This is a genomic window from Mucilaginibacter terrae (genome assembly GCF_031951985.1).
Lineage (GTDB): Bacteria > Bacteroidota > Bacteroidia > Sphingobacteriales > Sphingobacteriaceae > Mucilaginibacter > Mucilaginibacter terrae_A.
This window is the reverse complement of sequence record NZ_JAVLVU010000001.1, coordinates 2,757,995-2,777,233: the sequence shown is the minus strand read 5'-3', so window position 1 is coordinate 2,777,233 and position 19,239 is coordinate 2,757,995. Positions and strand designations below refer to the sequence as shown.

The following is a 19,239-nucleotide window of genomic DNA, read 5'->3' as shown; positions in this document are numbered from 1 at the left end:
CTACCCCAATAACTTATCAGGTGTAATTGGTAACTCCCGAATACGTTTGCCGGTGGCATTGTATACCGCATTAGCCACGGCGGCGCTCATGCCTATCAAGGCAATTTCTCCCATACCTTTGGCTCCCATAGGGTTTACGCGATAATCGGGTTTGTTAACAAACAGGGCATCAATCTGCGGAATATCGGCGCTGATGGGCACGTGGTAATCGGCGTAGTTGTTGTTTACATAGCGGCCGTAACGGTGATCCATTAGTCCTTCTTCCATTAAAGCCATCCCTATACCGCCAATGGCTCCGCCTACAATTTGGCTGCGGGCAGTTTTAGGGCTTACAATGTGTCCCGAATCGGCAACGGAAACCACCTTATCAACCCTTACAACGCCGGTTTTAGGGTGAACTTTTACCTTAATGAAATGCACCGAGTATGAATAGCTCGAAAAATTACGCATCTCGGTACTGCCCGATGAGGTTACGGTAACATCCACTTGCGGCATGTTTTTTTCTTTCAGTACTTTAACGTAATCGGGTTTATCGGTACCTCCATTACCTATCAACTGCTGAAATTTTTCTTTTAACTGCGTACAGGCATCATGCACGGCACCGCCCACGGTTGAGGTAATGGCAGAGCCACCCTGCGTAGGCGATGGAGGAAGCGATGAATCGCCCAGTTCGAATTTTATTTTTTTAACGGGGATGTTGGTGAAAATCTCTGATGCAATTTGCGTCATGGCGGTACCTGTGCCCACGCCAATATCGGTAACCGAAGTTTGTATAAGTAATGTGCCATCGGCCTGTATAGCGGCTTTAACCGTGGCCCGGCCACGGCCTGCGCCAAATACACCCGTGCCCATACCATATCCAACCAGCCAGCCATCTTCGGTTAAGGTGCCGGGTTTGAGTATGCGGTTGCTCCAGCCAATTTTATCGGCTCCCATCTGGTAGGCTTCTTTCAGGTTTTTACTGCTGAAAGGTTTGCCGTTCTCGGGGTCGGTATCGGCGTGGTTGCGTATGCGTAGTTCAATGGGGTCGATGCCCAGCTTATCGGCCAGTTCATCCATGGCCGATTCTAATGCAAAGGCACCTGTTGCCTCGCCTGGTCCGCGCATCCAGGTGGGGGTATTTACATCAAGCGGCGTTATTTTATATATGGTACCTACGCTGGGGCATGCATACATAAAGCGTGTCATGTTAACAGTACCTTCGGTAAATTCCTCAAAGCTGGATGTTTGCGCCGTAGCTTCATGAATAACGCCGGTGAGCTTACCATCGGCCGATGCACCCATGCTTATTTTTTGCCAGGTATACGGGCGATAACCTACTGTATTAAATTGTAGCTCGCGGGTTAAAACCGTTTTTACCGGTCGTTTAACCAGTTTGGCGGCCTGTACCGTGGCAATTTCGTGTGGCCAGGTGCGCAAAGCGTTGCCAAATGCACCACCTACAAATTTGGTAGTAACCTGCACATTCTCGATGGGCAATTTAAAAGCTTGCGCTATGGCATTCTGAGTTGATTTTACGCCCTGGGTTTTAGCGTAAACGGTCACCTTGTCATCGGCTGTCCAGTGGGCAAGAGTAACACTCAGCTCCATAGGGTTGTGCACGTTTATAGGAACAACATATTCCTGCTCCACTTTTACCGCAGCAGTTTTCCAGTCGTCGGGCGTGCCACGTTTGTAATCACCTCCGCGACCGCCTTTAGGGTTTGCCGCTTTGGCCTTATTCTTTTCGGTATCGGTTTCGTGCGGTTCTTTATTGTATTGCGCTTTAATGAGCGATGCCGCATGCGTAGCGCGTTCAAAGCTATCGGCAACTACCATGGCAATGGGCTGGCCGTTATATTTTACGGTATTATCTACAAAAAATTTAAGCGGACCTCCGCTGGTAGCAGGTTTATCCGGATCGCTGCCGGTTTGATAGCCCGGAACCTTTGGCGCGTTAAGATGAGTTATAACTGCCAGCACACCCGGTGCGCGTTCGGCGGCCTTGGTATCAATAGAGGCAATAGTCCCCTTGGTTATCGTGCTGATGGCAAATACGGCATAGCTCATGCCCGGCAATTCGTACTCGGCCGAATATTTGGCAGCACCGGTAACTTTCAATATACCATCTACCCGGTTAATGCCTTCGGTAAATGGGGGAGTATGTTGGGTATCGTTTTTCATTGGTTGTGTGTTGTGAGTTGTTGGTTGTGTGGTTTTATTTTGCTGTAGTTGTCTTTCCGGGCAACTCACAACGATAAACCCACAACTAAACTAATCCTGCTGCCTTGCTTAAAGCTTCTACAATACTTGCCGGAGCCATTTTTAACTTAAAGTCATTATGCCCATAGCTTTTGGCACCCTGCATGGCTAATTGAGCGGCCTGCTCAAAGTTTGCTGCGGTGCCCGGTTTGCCTTTTAAAAATTGCTCGGCAGCTGTTAAGCGCCACGGCTTGTGTGCCACGCCTCCCATTGCCAAACGTGCATCTTTAATTGTTCCGCCCTCAATATGCAAGGCCGCTGCTACCGAAATGAGCGCAAAAGCATAGGATGCCCTATCGCGTACTTTAAGGTAATAACTGTTTTTAGCGAAATGGTTGTTAGGTATGATAACACGGGTTATCAGTTCGCTTTTAGCTAACGTATTGTCGAGCTGAGGGGTATCTCCCGGTAGTTTATGAAATTCGGTGAACGGAATATAACGGGTTCCTTTTTTGCTTTTTACCTCTACGGTTGCATCCAACGCGGCCAAAGCCACACACATATCACTCGGGTGAACGGCTATACACTTATCGCTGGTGCCAAAAATGGCGTGCATGCGGTTAATGCCTTCCATAGCGCCACAGCCCGAGTTGGGTTCGCGCTTGTTGCAAGGCATGGTGGTATCGTAAAAATAAGTGCAACGGGTACGCTGCATCATATTACCACCCACGGTTGCCATATTGCGTAATTGCGGCGATGCACCGGCGTTTAATGCCATTGACAGCAATGGAAACTCTTCCTTAATGATTTTATGTTCTGCAACAGCACTATTGAGTTCTAAAGCACCGACAGATACAGTTCTAACATTACCCAGATTTTGACTGATACCATGTAAAGGCAGTTTTTGAATATCAACCAATTTATCGGGCGATGTTACGCCGCGTTTCATCAAGTCAATAAGGTTACTGCCGCCGGCCAGTATTTTAACGCCGGGTTTTGCTATGGCATCCAGCACGCTTTGCTGGGTGGCAGGGCGTATATACTGAAACTGTTTCATACCTGCTGCCCTCCGTTCTTCACTTCTTGTATGGCGTTCACAATGTTGGGGTAGGCACCACAACGGCATATGTTCCCGCTCATATATTCCCGTATCTCAGCTTCTGAACCGGCATGGCCCTCGCGTATACAGGCCACGGCCGACATGATTTGCCCCGGCGTGCAATACCCGCACTGAAAACCATCGTGCTTAATAAAAGCTTCCTGCATGGGGTGTAGTTCTTCGCCTTTAGCCAAACCCTCAATGGTGGTTACTTTTTTACCGTCAACCGTTATGGCCAGGGTTAAGCATGAGTTTACACGCTGACCGTTAACATGCACCGTACAAGCCCCGCACTGACCATAATCGCAACCTTTTTTGGTGCCCGTTAGATGCAGCTGTTCGCGCAGTAAATCAAGCAGGGTAACGCGTGGTTCGATGGATAATTTATGTGCTGCGCCGTTTACGGTAATGTTAACTGGCATTTTCTCAAAAGCAGCGGCCACCTTTTCGTCGAGGTGGCTTTCGGCAGCTTTAACCGCTACACCGGGTGTAAGCGCTACAGCGGTTAACAACGACGATTTTTTTAAAAAATCGCGCCTGGGGTTTTCCTTTGGCTCATGTTGGTTATCAGCCCCAAGGCCATTATTCAGGTCTTCCATACGGTAAATTCGGTTGTATATACCAAGCTACCTGTTTTTTTAAAAAAGGTGTGTATTTAATGCTTATTTATACCAATTCCAAAGTAATGCACTGGCTGTTAATGGCTAAGCGGGGGCGAAGTTTCCCATTATTTTAGCAAGGCCAATAAGATGATAAATACCTGTATAACCGGCTAAATCATATGGTTATTACTACAGCAATTGAATATTCTGCAGGTTTCCGCTATCCTTTAATTTTTTTAAACCTGAAGTTTGTAAGGCAATTTTAAGTGCGTGGGCATGGCGTGGGTGATGCATATCACTCGAAATAAAGTCGATCAACCCAGCATCAACAAGCGCATCTGCCGCAGCTTTTACCTCTTTGCCATAGTATCCGGTCAGGCTTATGGTGTTTAACTGTATGCGGCAACCCCAGCTACGCAGCATTTCAACTTCGGGTATGGTAAGATAAGGATAGCGCTCCGGGTGGGCCAAAATTGGGATCAAGCCTTTATCGGTTAGTTTTTGTACGGTGTTAATAAGGTTTGGTGGTTTGGCGGTAAAAGCCAGCTCAAACAACACGTATTTGTTCTGAATGAGCATCAGCTCATCCTTTTCTATCAGGTTTAAAAAATATTCGTCAAAATAGTGTTCGGCCGCAGCTTCAACAGGTATGCTGATGCCTTCGGTGATCAAGTGTTCTCTCAGTCGAGCAAGCGCATCGTTAATGGTTTCGGCGTTATTACGAAAGTAATCGGCCATGATGTGCGGTGTGGCAATAATTTTTTTAATGCCCATGGCCATCATTTCGCGAATAAGAATGACCGAATCTTCTAAAGTTTGCGCCCCATCATCAATACCGGGCAATATATGCGAGTGCATATCTACCGATACAAAATCATAGTCAAATTCTTCTTTTGCTGGTTGTGGCGCTTTCTTTTTGAATAGTCCGAACATATAAATGGTTGAATGCTGTGCTGAGCCTGTAAAGATACAGAATAAGGCCGTGGTTAACACGACCGCAATAAGTATAACCGCTCGATAAAATTATTTATGAAACCATATTCATCAGCAAATGTTTACAAGTCGCTTGTTGTAAACAGTAACTTATATAACGAAAGGGATTTCTTATTAATTATTGCAAAAGTAATCAATGGTTAATCTCTTATAGGTTGTGTTAAAGTTAATGAATACCGGATTTTTTTATATTATATTTGTTGAATGCCCTGTTTTTTAGGCAAATAGCAAATTGTGAAGTCCCCTGCTTTATAACTTGTTTAACGGGAGCTGTACTTTAAAAAATGAAGAAACTGTTGATTAGTTTATGGCTGGTATTGCTGATAGTGGCTTTGGGGGCCTTGTTTTGGTATAATGAGTACCGTTACACTTTACCTACACCAGTACCTCAAAACTACAAAGCAATTAGCAGCGGTGCGATAATTAATTTGCCGTCCAATCTTCAATATAATAAAAGCAAGCCTGTTTTTCTGCACTTTTTTAACCCCGAATGTCCATGTTCGAGGTTTAATATTGCGCATGTAAAAACATTGATAAAGCAATATGGTAACCGCGCCAGTTTTATTGTGGTGCTAATTACCAAAGAGGATATTAGGCCCGAAGAGGTTAAAGAAAAATTTGACCTTGATGTGCCCGTTATCAGCGATCGTGTTTTAGCTACCGCCTGCGGCGTATATTCAACCCCGCAAGCAGTTATCTTAAACGCACAAAACCAGTTAATGTACCGCGGCAACTACAATAGTAGCCGCTACTGTACCGATAAAAAAACCGAATATGCCCGTCAGGCGCTTAATGATGTGCTGCAGGATATTCCTGTTGCCTCACTGCCTATGGCTTCAAAAGCTTACGGATGCAGTTTAGCCGATAATACCCAATAAGAGAAGCAATGTCCAACAACGAGTATCAGCAGAAATTGAGCGCTGAAGTAAAAAAGCGCTCCGACCGTATAATGGATTATTTCCTGGCAGCTTATGCCGTAGCAGGCGTTGGGTTATCGTTTTATTATAACACGTTGAGCATGGCATTGTGGAGCACTACTTTGTGCCTGCTGGCTTATTATAGTGTAAAAATTGCCCTGCCTAAATCAAACTTGTATCAATACGTGCTGAGTGCGGTTTTTGGGGTATTTATGGCTCAATTCATATACCAGATGCATGGTATGTTTGAAATGCACTTTTTTGCATTTATTGGCAGTGCTGTATTAATTACTTATCAAAACTGGCGTTTGCAAATCCCAATCCTGATAGTAGTGGGCATACATCATGCTACGGTAGGCTATCTGCAGCATTTAGGTGTTGATGGTTACTATGTAACCCAGGCAGATAATCTCGACTTTCAAACCATTGTTATACACCTGGCATTAACTTGTGTTATCTTTTTTATATCGGGGCTTTGGGCTTACCAGTTAAATAAGTATGGCAAAATTCAGGTTATGCAGGCTATTGAGCTGGGGGAGTTACATAAAGAGGCGTTATTAAGCTTAGAAAGACAGCGCAATGCCGAAGAACTTACCTTGTTTAATGCCAGGTTGTTAAAAACCAACGAAGAGCTGGCTATTGCACACCGTGAGGCAGAGGAAGCCCGCGAAGAAGCTGTTGCCGCACAAGAAGAAGCAGTGGCATCGCAAGAGGAAGCTATTGATGCCCGTGACGAAGCCGAAAGAGCCAATCAGGCCAAGAGTATCTTTTTGGCAATGATGAGCCATGAAATACGCACGCCTATGAACGGGGTGATTGGCATGTCGGGCTTGTTGGCCGAAACAGAGCTTACCGAGCAGCAGCGTATGTATACCGATACTATTAACAATTGCGGCGAAAACCTGCTGGTGTTGATCAATAATATCCTTGATTTTTCGAAAATAGAGGCTGGTAATATGGAGTTGGAATGCGAAGACTTTAACCTTCATTACTGCATTGAAGATGTGCTGGATATGTTTGGTAAAACGGCTTCGTTAAAGGGTATTGAATTAGCCTATCTGGTTGATAAGCGTGTACCGGCACAGATAGTAGGCGATAAAGTGCGCCTGCAACAAGTATTAAGTAACCTGGTTGGTAATGCGCTTAAATTTACCAGCTATGGAGAAGTAATTATTAAGGTTGATTTACTTGAACCTGTTGATACCTATGGCGATCTCGGCTTAAAGTTTGAGGTAAAAGATACAGGAATTGGTATTCCGCCCGAAAAAATTGACCGTTTATTTAAAGCATTTACCCAGGTAGATTCGTCGACCACGCGTAAATACGGAGGTACCGGTTTAGGCTTGGTAATTTGCGATAAACTGGTAAAACTTATGGGCGGAGAAATTGGAGTTTGCAGTAAAGACCGCAAAGGATCAACCTTTACGTTTACCATACGCACTGCTGCCGGTACTAAAGAGCTGCAACCGCTTATTACTCCTCTTATGCTCGACCAGGCGGGTAAAAAAGTACTGGTGGTTGACGACCACGCCATTAATCGCAAAATATTAAAAGACCAGTTGGAGAACTGGAAACTAAAACCGGTAATTGCCAAATCGGGCATGGAAGCCATTGAGTTAATGGCCAACCAGCTCAATCCCGATCTAATTATTACCGATGCCCAGATGCCCGATATACATGGCGTTCAACTGGCCGAAAGCCTTAAAAAGCAATACCCGGCTATTCCTATCATCTTACTAAGTTCAATAGGGCATGAGCATGCCCGTGAGCATGGTAAGCTATTTACTTACGTTTTAAACAAGCCCATAAGGCAAGACGATTTAAACCGGTATGTGTTTAATAGCCTGGCGCTGAAACGCCAGCCGGTTAATGAGGAAAAAACAGCACAAAAAAGCCGCCTGAGTATTGAGTTTGGTCAGCGTAATCCTTTAAATATACTGGTGGCCGAGGATAACAAGATAAATCAGAATGTTATTAAGCATATTTTGGGTAAACTGGGTTATCAGCCTCAAATTGTTGATAACGGACTGGAAGCCGTGGCCGCCTGCCGCGCCAATAAATACGACCTGATATTAATGGATATGCAAATGCCCGAAATGGATGGTATAGAGGCTACTGTTGTTATACGTAAAGCTATAGGTGCGCAGCCTATAATTATTGCGCTTACGGCCAATACCATGCAAGGCGACCGCGAAGACTGCCTCATGGCTGGAATGAACGACTATATTAGTAAGCCCGTAAAAACTGATGAGCTGATGGACAAGCTGCAACAATGGTATATGTTTTTGCAACACACCTATAATGTAAGCAGCGAAGGTGCCTTAGAAGATACAGCGCTATAATATTAACTGCCATTTGTGTTTAAATATCAAATTTTTCGCGCAGCATTTCTCCGTTTGAGCGGCTTGAAGTGAGTTTGCTGCCGTTAGCGTTGTTCATCACAAAAACCAGTGCGCCGTTAAATCCGCGGCGTATTTCTTTAATAAACTCGGTGTTAATAATGCTGCTGCGGTGTATGCGTGTAAAATGGTCGGGCAGTTTTTCTTCTAACGAGGTTATGGTAAAATCGGTTAGGTGCTTTTTACCATCGGCAGTGTGCAAAAAAACATATTTGTCTTCGGCTTCTATGTAAACAATATCATTAAGCTTAATAAGCAATATTTTGTCGCCAATTTTTACAGTAAGGGTTTTAATATCTTTTTTTACCATTAATTGCTTCATCAGGGCTTCAACAGGTAATAGGGGTGCAGGCTGTTGCATGCTTTTTTGTAATTTTTTTACCGTTTTCTCCAACCGGTCGGCCTCAATGGGTTTAAGCAGGTAATCTATCGAGTCTTCTTCAAAAGCCTTAATGGCATACTGGTCATAAGCCGTGGTAAATACCACTTTGGGTTGATGTTTGAGCCGGGCAAGCATTTCAAAGCCGTTAAGCAGGGGCATTTCAATATCTAAAAAAACAAGGTCGGGTTTTAGTTCTTCAATTTTTTCAAGGCCATCTTCTCCATTCACGGCTTCGCTTATAATGTCAAATTCATCAAAGGGTTTAAGCAGGCGTTTAAGGCGTTGCCGGGCCAGTTGCTCATCATCTATAATTATGGTTTTGTAGGTGTACATATATATAAGGTATAATAAGCTTATAAATTGGAGTGTAAAGGAAGGTTGATGCATATGTATTTGCGAGGCGTGTTAATTAACTGCATCTCGTAATCATCGGCATATAGCAGTTTTAATTTATCATAAGTGCTTTGCAAGCCATAGCCCATATTCAGCTCCGTGGGGAAGGGGGCGCCATTGTCTTCTACCTCAATAATAATGCGGCCGTCCTCTTGCTTAAGTGTAATAGCGAGTATGCCGTTTTGGGCAGTATTGTTAAGGCCGTGTTTCAGTGCGTTCTCTACCAAAGGTTGTATTAAAAAGCGTGGGATGTGTTTGCCGGCCAGTGCAGGATCAATATAGGTATTAAACTTTAACCGATCGCCAAACCTCACTTTTTCAATATCGAGGTAGGTATTTACGATTTCCATCTCATCTTTTACGCTGGCCATGTTTTCCTGCTGCGAGTTTATACTGTAACGGAATAGCTTTGATAGCTTAAGGGTCATGTCCTCGGCTTTATCGGCATCCTCGTGTATAAGGCTGGCAATGGAGTTAAGCGAGTTGTATAAAAAGTGTGGGTTTATTTTAGATTGCAGCGTTTGCAGCTCTGCCTGGGTTTTAAGCTGCATCATCTTGGTTAAATCCAGTTCTTTTTGTCTGAGACGGGCTTTCATGCCTTCTTTTTGAGCATTGTACACATATATAACAGTACCCACAATAAGCACAATTATAAATGTAAATTTATACTCACCCACATGGCTTAAAGGAATGTAACTTGTTTGGAATATGAGCGAGATGATGAGGTAAGATAATTCGACCCCTATAAACATACCCAGTAGGTTACATATGTAATATACCAATATAAATTTCCACACGCTTAACTTTTGAGGTTTTAAAAACCGCGCGTAAAACAGCACGCTGTTAGTAATACTGAGGGTAATTAATACACTGAACATTACCGTAAATACTGCCCTTTGTAAAGGGAGTAAGTGGTTATTAAATGTGCTTTTAATAATTACGATTATTATGCCCACTCCAATGCCCACAATGCTATTGCGTTTATTGTGGTACCAAAATGAGTTTTGAAAGTAACCGCGTTCGCGTTTCATAGCGTAAATGTGCACAAAACCATTTGAAGATGTATTTTATACCGATGAATGGTATGAAATTTTGGTTTAATGGGGGTGCGGGTTTAAATATTAATTGTAATCTGATTTAAAAAATTCAAATGTTAATATGCGAAATATAATTTTGATTAAAATTTTAGTATATTAACGTAAATGATAAGAAATAATAGGGCTTTTTGTTAAAAAAACAATGTTGAATTCAATAATGGATTAAAAATTTAATGATTTTTTATTAAATTGTTATAGTTTATAGTTAAAACATGAAATTTTAGCAATAATAATTGCTTTGTAAATATTTTGTTCATACCTTACGGTCAACTATTAAACTATTAACTGATGAAAAAAATTCTACAAAAATTTTTGTGGGGTTTGCTATTTTTCATAGGTACCCAAGCCTATGCGCAAACCCGTACGGTAACCGGAGCGGTTACAAGCAAGAGTGACGGACAGCCGCTACCCGGCGTAAGCGTTGTTGTTCAAGGAACAAAAACCGGCACCCAAACCGGCCCCGATGGTGCTTACTCCATCAAAGTTGGAACAGGTCAATCATTGATTTTCAGCTTTATCGGTTTCGATACACAAACTCTTCCGGCAAACAGCGATAAAATAAATGTTATTATGGCAGGAGCAGCAAGTGCGCTTAACGAGGTAGTAGTTACCGGTTACGGCTCGGCACAAACCAAGCGCGATAACACCGGTAGTATTGCTACGGTGGGCGGTAAGCAATTTTCAGAGGTTCCAGTGCAATCATTTGATCAGGCATTAGGCGGCCGCGCTGCAGGTGTTCAAATTACTATTCCTAACGGTGTATTAAATAGCCCTCCTGTTTTCCGTATTCGCGGTACCAACTCCGTATCGTTAAGTTCACAGCCATTGATCGTGGTTGATGGTGTTCCGGTATTTACCGGTGATAATGCGGCATCAAATGCTTCATCAAATGCTTTAAGTAACATTAACCCTGAGGATATAGACAAGATTGAGATTGCAAAAGATGCTTCGGCCACAGCTATTTATGGTAGCCGTGCTGCTAATGGTGTTGTATTTGTAACCACCAAAAAAGGTATCAAAGGCAAGGCTATATTTACGCTCGACAGCTATATGGGCTGGAGCAATGTTTACAGGCTGCCAACAATGATGGATGCATTTCAATATACCGATCTTAAAAATGAAGCTTTAAGAAACGTAGGTTCATACAATGACTCTGATCCGACAAGAACATTTAACTATTTCAGGTTAACTAATGGCCCCGATGGTCAGCCAATTAATACCCGCTGGCTTGATTATGTATACCGCACCGGTGAAACTTATGCTACAACCATGAGCGTTCAGGGCGGGTCTGATGTCACCAACTATTATTTCTCTGCCAACTACAATAAATCAACCGGTATAGTTAATAAAAACGACTATAAACGCAAGGGTATGTTGTTTAACGTTGATCATAAAGTAAGCAAAATAATTAGTGTGGGTGGTAAAATATCTTACAGCAATGAGTATAATGCTGCTGCACAAAATACAGGTTCTGGAGGCTCGTCATTTGCAACAGCAGGTTTAGGTCGTATTGGTTTGGTAAACGCGCCTAACGTTTCTCCTTATAACAATGATGGTACTTATAATATTAATGCAGGCGTAGTGGGTTCAATGAACAACGTTATTGGTCAAAGCACTAATACACGTAACGTATCAACTGTAAGTTATTACAACTTCCTTCCTATTCTTGATCTTGATCGCTCATCTACTGAAGTGAACCACGTTGTAGCCAACGCATATTTGCAAGTTAAACCTTTGCCATGGATCTCTTTGAAAACATTATATGGTATCGATTACCTGAATAATGATAATGATACATTTCAAAATCCTTTGAGTGGTGACGGCTATGCTGGCCCAGGTGTTAACGGTGGTGCTGCGTCGGGCATTTACCGGAAAGACAAACGATGGGTGTGGACAAATACTGCCGACTTTAATAGAACGTTTGCAGGCAAACATAATATAGGGATTTTATTGGGTAACGAGCAGCAGGGAACCCTTACAAGGGGATACGGTATATCGCGTACCACACTAACTGACGTTGCTTTTGACGTTGTACAGGCGGGTTTTGTTAATAATAATGCAACCACCATGAACTATGGCGACAACTACCTGGTATCATTCTTTGGTCGTTTAACTTACGATTTTGACAAAAAATACTTTTTAAGTGCCACTTTACGTAGCGATGAATACTCAGCTTTTGGTAGCGACAAAAAGCGCGGATACTTTCCGGGTTTTGGTTTAAAATGGGATATCTCTCAGGAGAGCTTCTGGACAGCTATTAAAGCCGATAAAATTTTCAGCAGCTTTCAAGTTAAAGGTAGCTACGGTAAGGTGGGTAACAACAATGGCTTAGGTAACTATGCATCTTACGGCTTTTACGGTACAGGATTATATAATGGCGCCGGCACCCTAACCCCAAGCCAAACCGGTAACAATTTGTTAGGATGGGAAGCCAGTAAGAAAACTGATGTTGGTTTAGCATTTGGTGTGCTGGGCGACAGAATTACTGCTGAGATTGATTATTATAAAAATAGTATAGATGATCTGATCTTCTTCCCTGCAACTGCTCCATCGGCAGGTTTACCAACCTCGCCGGCTGTAAATATTGGCAAAATGTACAACCAGGGTTTAGAAATTACCTTAAATGCTGATGCTGTTCGCACTACCGATTTTACTTGGTCGCCTTCATTCAACATCGCATTCAACAGAAATAAACTTACTGAACTTTACAACGGTTTAACTTCGGTTACAACTGCAAATAGTTTAGAAACTGTAAGTATTAACCAGGTTGGAACATCATTGGGTGATTTGTGGGCTGTTCGTACTAACGGTGTTGATCCGGCTACTGGTCGTCGTATTTTTTTAAACGGTGCTGGTCGCGAAGTGTTTTTCAATTTTGCTAACCCAAGTGCAAGCCGCTATCAATATGCCGACGGTACAAATGCACCGGCCATTGCTGCTGCTACTGATGCTGTTAATTATGGCAACTCAAGCCCTAAAGCAATAGGTGGTTTTAATAACACATTCCGTTATAAAAACATTGATCTTAGTTTCTTATTTACATTTCAGGCCGGATTTTATGTGTATTATGGAACACAGGCAGGCTTGCGCGATCAGCGTTATTGGAACAATGAAACGACTATCCTAACCAGATGGACCACTCCGGGACAAATTACTGATGTTCCACGTGTTGTTTATGGTGATAACGTGTCAAATGGTTCATCATTCCCAATCACGTCAAATATTTACAAAGGCGATTTTATAAAACTGCGCAATATTAATTTAGGTTATAATTTACCTAAATCAATTGCTACAAAGCTTGGTTTAACCAACATTCGTATTTATGGTACTGCACAAAACCTGTTTGTCCTAACTGATTATCCTGGCCCTGACCCCGAGGTCTCTACTGCATCTGGGTCATCTACAACTGCCAATTCGGTACAAGGTGTAGATCGTAACCAGGTTGGTAATGCTCGTACATTTACTACTGGTATACAGGTTAAGTTTTAACTTAAATGATTTTAAAACAATGAAAAAGAAGATATTATACTTGTTTAGTGTTGCTGTAATGGCAAACTATTCATGCCAAAAATCATTGCTCAGCCCAACATCTGAAACACAAGTTTCTAACCAGGACGGGCAGCCATTTGCCACTGCCGATCGTATATTGGCACAGGTTAGGGGCTTATACTCTACTGCTAAAGCAGGTAACTTTTATGGAAGCCGCTACATGATATACAATGAGGTTAGAGGCGAAAACTGGCTAAACCGTACCGGTAACGGTGTTACAGCACTGCAAACCTGGAACTTTTCGGTAAATAGCGGAAACCAGGAAGTAACCGGTTTTTGGGGTGCCGCTTACAACACTATTAACTATTGCAACTTGTTTATTGAGGGTATGACTCAGTACGGCAATGCTGTGGTAGGATCTACTACAGGTAACCAATATATTGGTGAAGCCCGGTTTGTTAGGGCACTTTCTTATTATAGCTTATTGCAGTTATATGCACGCCCTTATGTTGACGGTAATGGCAGTAAACCTGCTGTGCCATTGCGTTTAAAAGGTGCTTCGAGCTTTGGAAATTATGATTTGGCTAAAAGCAGTACAGCACAGGTTTATGCACAAATTATAGCTGATCTGGACGCAGCAGAAACAGCTTTGCCGGCATCTTATGCTGATGCTGCTACCACTACCACCCGTGCGCATAAGAACACCGTTATTGCATTTAAAACACGGGTATATTTAAGTATGCAACAGTATGATAAGGTTATAAGTGAGGCTAATAAAATTGTACCTGCAACAGGGCCAACATTTGCAGCAAGTGCTAATTATGCAAATGCTATGCAACCAGACCCAGCTACACCATTTACCAACTACATTACCCCTGAGTCGATATTTTCGTTCCCTTTCCAGGGTAGTACTGAGGTGCCGGGTGGTCAAAGCCAGTTAGGTTCTTACTTTAACCAGGCTGGTTCGGGCGAGTTTTATTTAAACCCGGCAGGTATAGTTGCCAATACCGATTGGAAAGCTACCGATAAACGCCGCATATTGGTGGGCACCGGAACCCGTGGTTTTACAAAAAAATATGCTACACCCTCTCCTTATACCGATTGGGCACCTGTTATGAGATGGCCCGAAGTATTGCTAAACCTGGCCGAAGCAAAAGCAAGGGTGTGGCGCCGCTACAGCTGTGCCCGATGTACAGGCTTTAGCACTGCTTAATGCAGTAAGGCAACGCTCTGACGCAACTACCACTTTTGCGCCAGCTAATAACGCTGCCTTGGCCGATCTGATATTAACCGAAAGAAACATCGAGTTTTTGGGTGAAGGTTTAAGAGGTACTGATCTTTCGCGCCTTAATTTACCTTTTCCTGCACGCGGCTCTATAACGTCTCCTACTCCTCCAGCTTCTGGCTCTTATATCTGGCCAATCTCAAACTCTGAGTTGCAGTATAATGCCTTGATAGGTGGAAGTAATAATTAATTAATTTATAGTTTTCAAAATGAGGTCGGGAGCATTTGCTTCCGGCCTTTTTTGTTACTTATATTTTACAGAAACCTCGTTAGATGCAACTTGCAACCAAACGGTTTTACCCAACAAAATCGCGTGATTGTCACTCACATGTCCCGCCGGAAAGCCAAAGCAAACCGGGTAATCATACTCTTCAACAATAGCCTTGATGATTTCCTGCGCCGTTTGTCCAAACGGAATGTCGTTATCTTTTAAATCGGTAAATCCACCTACAATTAAACCTGCCAGATTTTTTAATTTTCCTGCGCGTTTAAGGGTATACATCATACGGTCTATCGAGTAGAGATATTCGCCTACATCTTCAATAAATAATATTTTGCCATCATAATTGTAATCAGATGCTGATGCCAGCACCGATATAAGAATAGACAAGTTGCCGCCTATGAGTTGGCCGCTACCTTCACCAATGCGATTAAGCGGGTTGGGTTCTATCTCATAGCTTAATTCTTCGCCAAACAAAGCCCTGCGCAATGTTTCAACTGAGGTTGCTGTGGCATCGGGAATGTTAATAGGCATTTGCCCGTGTATGGTTGCTAATCCAAAGTTTCGCGACAGATGCGCGTGCAGCACGGTAATGTCACTAAAACCTATTATCCATTTTGGATGAGTGGCTAAGCGGCTAAAATCTATCTTATCAATAATCCGCACCGTACCATAGCCCCCACGGGCAGCAAAAATGGCTTTTATACTGTCATCGTTTATATATTGCTGCAGGTCGGCAGCGCGGAGGTTATCGTCGCCGGCAAACTGGTTATGGCTTGCTGTTACGGTTTGCCCTAAAACTACTTCCAAGCCCCATGATTGTAAAAGAGTGACGGCATCATCCATGGGTTTAGGCAATTTTTTAGCCGGACAAACAATGGCTACACGATCGCCTTTTTGCAGGTGTGGGGGAGTTATGCTCATAATGTTATCTTTGCAAAATAAAGAAAGAGAATTACAATTTTGGAAGCTCAAAAATATAAACGATATACCATAACTGCGGCATTACCTTATGCCAACGGCCCAAAACATATTGGTCACCTTGCCGGTGCTTACATTCCGGCCGATTTGTATGCCCGCTACCTGCGCCTTAAAAAGCGCGATGTGGTGTTTGTATGCGGATCAGACGAGCACGGCACTGCCATTGCCAACCAGGCCATGAAAGAAAGTACTACGCCGCGTGCTATCATCGATAAATATCATGAACTTATCAAATACTGCTTCGATAAGCTGAACATTTCGTTCGATATTTATCACCGCACCAGCGAGCCTATTCATCATGAAACCGCCCAGGAGTTTTTTAAGGTGATGAATGATGCCGGCGATTTTGAGGTAAAGGAATCGGAACAATATTATGATGAGCAGGCCGGCGCGTTTTTGGCCGATCGTTACATTATAGGTACCTGCCCGGTGTGTGCCAACGAAAATGCCTACGGCGATCAGTGTGAAAAATGCGGAAGCTCACTGAGCCCTGATGAACTGATCGACCCGCGTTCGACCCTAAGTGGCAATAAGCCCGTTAAGCGCCCAACCAAACACTGGTACCTGCCTTTAGATAAGTATGAAAGCTGGTTGGGTGAGTGGATATTGAAAGACCACGCTAAAGACTGGAAAACCAACGTATACGGACAATGTAAAAGCTGGATAGACGGTGGCTTGCACCCACGCGCAGTAACCCGCGATTTAGACTGGGGTATTAAAGTACCCGTTGATGGTGCCGATGGTAAAGTGCTTTACGTTTGGTTTGATGCACCGATAGGATATATATCGGCCACCAAACAATGGGCTTTAGATCATAATAAAGACTGGAAACTGTACTGGCAGGACAACGAAACCAAGCTGGTGCATTTCATCGGTAAGGATAATATTGTATTCCACTGTATCGTGTTCCCGGCTATGCTAAAGGCACATGGCGAATACATATTGCCTGATAACGTACCGGCCAATGAATTTATGAACCTGGAGGGCGATAAAATGTCGACCAGCCGTGGTTGGAGCATCGAAATGCACGACTACCTGGAAGATTTCCCTACCAAGGTTGACGAGCTGCGCTATTACCTCACCGCTATTGCACCAGAAACTGCCGACAGCGAGTTTACCTGGAAAGACTACCAAGCACGCGTTAATAACGAACTGGTAGCCATATTAGGCAACCTGGTTAACCGGGTAATGATACTGATGCACAAGTTTTTTGATGGTAAAGTTGAAGATGCATCGGGCCAGATTAAACTTACTGATGCTGCACTGAATGAGCAATTAGGCAAGCTTTATGATGAACTGGAGCAAAGTTTTGAGAGCTACAAATTCCGCCAGGCGCAACAAACCGTTATGGAAATTGCCCGCTTGGGTAACCGGTATCTAACCGAGCAGGAACCATGGAAAACCATTAAAACCAACCCGGAAGGCGCTCGTGAAGCCCTGCATAATTGTTTGATATTAATTGGTCATATTGCCAGTTGCTTACAGCCATTTTTACCGGGTACTGCACAAAAGATATTAACCATGCTTAACTGGTCCGCTGATAGCATTTACTTTAATGAGGAAGTGGTATTTACCAACGGTCACCAATTGCGTGAAGCATCGTTACTGTTTGAAAAAATTGAGGACGAGCTGATTGAAAAGCAAGTGCAAAAACTCATCAGCAAAAAGCAGTCGATTGAGTTGCCTGCGGTTGAGCCTGTTTCGGCATTAATTCCGGCTAAGGCTAATATTAATTACGAGCAGTTTGCCGCCATGGATATACGCACCGGCACCATTTTAACTGCCGAAAAGGTTGCCAAAACCAAGAAGCTGTTAAAACTTACCATTGATACTGGTTTGGATGAACGTACGGTGGTATCGGGCATTGCCGAATATTTTGAGCCGGAAGCTATTATTGGCAAACAGGTTAGCATACTGGTAAACCTCGAGCCAAGGGAAATTAAAGGCATCATGTCGCAAGGTATGATACTGATGGCCGAAAATGCCGAAGGTGTACTGAGCTTTGTAGCACCCACGAGTGAGGGCATGCATAATGGTTCGGTAATACGATAATAAATATGGATTAAGCAAATGTGCAATCACAAAAAAATTGCACATTTGCACAATTATCTGCCCCTGTAGTTCAACGGATAGAATAGAAGTTTCCTAAACTTTAGATATGAGTTCGATTCTCGTCGGGGGTACTAAAAACGCAGTTTTCGTATATGAGAGCTGCGTTTTTTGCTTAATGGGTAAAATTATAGGGCGAGTTTGTAGGAGCTGATTTTTATATATTAACTTTCATTAGCAAAAAATGATTGATTTTGGTGGGTAATGAATAATGGTTACAATAGCTATTAGTAGCTATTAAGTTATTAAACAGGTGTTTGTGTTTTGTCGCCATCTGTCATGATGAATTTTGTACATGACACTACAGGATGGTGATTGAAAAAAATATAATTACGTTCGTTTGCCAATTAATTAATTTTTTTTACAACCAATATTGCTTGCTGTCCTAATGCACAATGTTATAAGCGCATAGATGATGCAAAATAACCGGATAGGTTGATATAAACCATTAAGCTCAATATGCTTCGCCTAAGTAATCTGAACGACATACAATTATTAGAACTGATTAAATCAGATAATGAGGCTGCCTTTGAGGAAGTGTATAACCGGTATTGGCGCAGCCTATATTCGTTTGCTTATAAACGGGTTAAAAGCCGCGAAGTTGCCGAGGAAATTGTACAAGACTTTTTGACCAATTTTTGGGCTAACCGTAAAAAAATTAATATCCAGTCAACATTCGAAGGTTACGTTTACATGTCGGTGAAGCATTTGGTGCTTAACTATTTTGCAAAAGAAAGCCGCCGCATGACTTTGGCCGACAATATTTTGAACTTAAACATAATTCATAATCCTGTCTATCACAACTCTACTGAGGAGTGGATAAGTTTGCATGAATTAAACAATATTATTAAATACCAGGTTAGCCAGCTCCCTATTAAGTGCCGCTCGGTGTTTGAATTGAGCCGTGTTCAAAATAAATCTAATAAAGAAATTGCGCAAACACTGGGCATATCCGAGAAAACGGTTGAAGGGCATTTAAGTAAAGCTATTAAGAAACTACGTTTGAGTATCGAGGTTTTGGTGGCAACAGTAATCGTTCTTTTCAATTAACAATACTTCTTTTTTATTTATCCGATTTTTTATTAACCCTTG

At 42.8% G+C, this 19,239-nt stretch carries 14 protein-coding genes and 1 tRNA gene; 8 read left to right on the top strand and 7 right to left on the bottom strand.

Translation table 11 applies throughout. The features are described from left to right. The 4 genes from QE417_RS11685 to QE417_RS11670 all read right to left on the bottom strand — a co-directional run bounded on the left by QE417_RS11685 (nt 1) and on the right by QE417_RS11670 (nt 4,815). Nucleotides 1–2,163, bottom strand: a complete 2,163-nt coding sequence (locus tag QE417_RS11685) for a xanthine dehydrogenase family protein molybdopterin-binding subunit (RefSeq protein ID WP_311950107.1) — start codon at nt 2,161–2,163, stop codon at nt 1–3. Between the two features lie 85 nt (nt 2,164–2,248). Next, nucleotides 2,249–3,238: an FAD binding domain-containing protein gene (locus QE417_RS11680; protein WP_311950106.1), complete on the bottom strand. Its 990-nt coding sequence runs from the start codon at nt 3,236–3,238 to the stop codon at nt 2,249–2,251. After that, nucleotides 3,235–3,879 carry a (2Fe-2S)-binding protein gene (locus QE417_RS11675; protein WP_311950104.1) on the bottom strand — a complete coding sequence of 215 codons (645 nt, stop codon included), beginning with the start codon at nt 3,877–3,879 and terminating at the stop codon, nt 3,235–3,237. The genes QE417_RS11680 and QE417_RS11675 overlap by 4 nt, the downstream gene beginning before the upstream one ends. Nucleotides 3,880–4,071: 192 nt before the next feature. After that, complete coding sequence (locus QE417_RS11670) at nt 4,072–4,815, bottom strand: tyrosine-protein phosphatase (protein WP_311950103.1); 744 nt, start codon at nt 4,813–4,815, stop codon at nt 4,072–4,074. Nucleotides 4,816–5,159: 344 nt separating this feature from the next. Here QE417_RS11670 and QE417_RS11665 point away from each other — a divergent pair, with 344 nt between their 5' ends. Beyond that, complete coding sequence (locus tag QE417_RS11665; protein WP_311950101.1) at nt 5,160–5,753, top strand: DUF6436 domain-containing protein; 594 nt, start codon at nt 5,160–5,162, stop codon at nt 5,751–5,753. A gap of 8 nt (nt 5,754–5,761) precedes the next feature. Continuing rightward, nucleotides 5,762–8,134 carry a response regulator gene (locus QE417_RS11660; protein WP_311950100.1) on the top strand — a complete coding sequence of 791 codons (2,373 nt, stop codon included), beginning with the start codon at nt 5,762–5,764 and terminating at the stop codon, nt 8,132–8,134. A 19-nt stretch (nt 8,135–8,153) separates the two neighbouring features. Here the strand turns inward: QE417_RS11660 and QE417_RS11655 are convergent, their stop codons facing one another. Further along, entirely contained in the window at nt 8,154–8,906 is a 753-nt protein-coding gene (locus QE417_RS11655) for a LytR/AlgR family response regulator transcription factor (protein ID WP_311950099.1), read from the bottom strand. Between the two features lie 20 nt (nt 8,907–8,926). Further along, nucleotides 8,927–9,997, bottom strand: coding sequence for a sensor histidine kinase (locus tag QE417_RS11650; RefSeq protein WP_311950096.1), 1,071 nt, complete (start codon nt 9,995–9,997; stop codon nt 8,927–8,929). A gap of 354 nt (nt 9,998–10,351) precedes the next feature. Between QE417_RS11650 and QE417_RS11645 the strand changes: the two genes are divergently transcribed. From QE417_RS11645 to QE417_RS11635, 3 genes are read left to right on the top strand one after another with little or no spacing between them, the layout of a single operon-like run. Continuing rightward, on the top strand, nt 10,352–13,552 hold the full coding sequence (locus QE417_RS11645; RefSeq protein ID WP_311950093.1) for a SusC/RagA family TonB-linked outer membrane protein: 3,201 nt from the start codon (nt 10,352–10,354) through the stop codon (nt 13,550–13,552). A 19-nt stretch (nt 13,553–13,571) separates the two neighbouring features. After that, the gene (locus QE417_RS11640; protein ID WP_311950091.1) at nt 13,572–14,765 is read left to right on the top strand and encodes a RagB/SusD family nutrient uptake outer membrane protein; all 1,194 of its coding nucleotides are present in this window, start codon (nt 13,572–13,574) and stop codon (nt 14,763–14,765) included. Further along, nucleotides 14,734–15,027, top strand: coding sequence for a RagB/SusD family nutrient uptake outer membrane protein (locus tag QE417_RS11635; RefSeq protein WP_311950090.1), 294 nt, complete (start codon nt 14,734–14,736; stop codon nt 15,025–15,027). The genes QE417_RS11640 and QE417_RS11635 overlap by 32 nt, the downstream gene beginning before the upstream one ends. A 54-nt stretch (nt 15,028–15,081) precedes the next feature. Here QE417_RS11635 and QE417_RS11630 read toward each other — a convergent pair whose 3' ends face one another. Further along, the gene (locus QE417_RS11630) at nt 15,082–15,981 is read right to left on the bottom strand and encodes a S66 peptidase family protein (protein WP_311950089.1); all 900 of its coding nucleotides are present in this window, start codon (nt 15,979–15,981) and stop codon (nt 15,082–15,084) included. 39 nt (nt 15,982–16,020) lie between these two features. Here QE417_RS11630 and metG point away from each other — a divergent pair, with 39 nt between their 5' ends. From metG to QE417_RS11615, 3 genes are all read left to right on the top strand, one after another. Next, nucleotides 16,021–18,090, top strand: coding sequence for a methionine--tRNA ligase (metG, locus tag QE417_RS11625; protein WP_311950088.1), 2,070 nt, complete (start codon nt 16,021–16,023; stop codon nt 18,088–18,090). Nucleotides 18,091–18,149: 59 nt separating this feature from the next. Further along, nucleotides 18,150–18,221, top strand: a tRNA-Arg gene (locus QE417_RS11620). Nucleotides 18,222–18,606: 385 nt separating this feature from the next. Further along, complete coding sequence (locus QE417_RS11615) at nt 18,607–19,197, top strand: RNA polymerase sigma-70 factor (RefSeq protein WP_311950086.1); 591 nt, start codon at nt 18,607–18,609, stop codon at nt 19,195–19,197. Nucleotides 19,198–19,239: the final 42 nt, after the last annotated feature.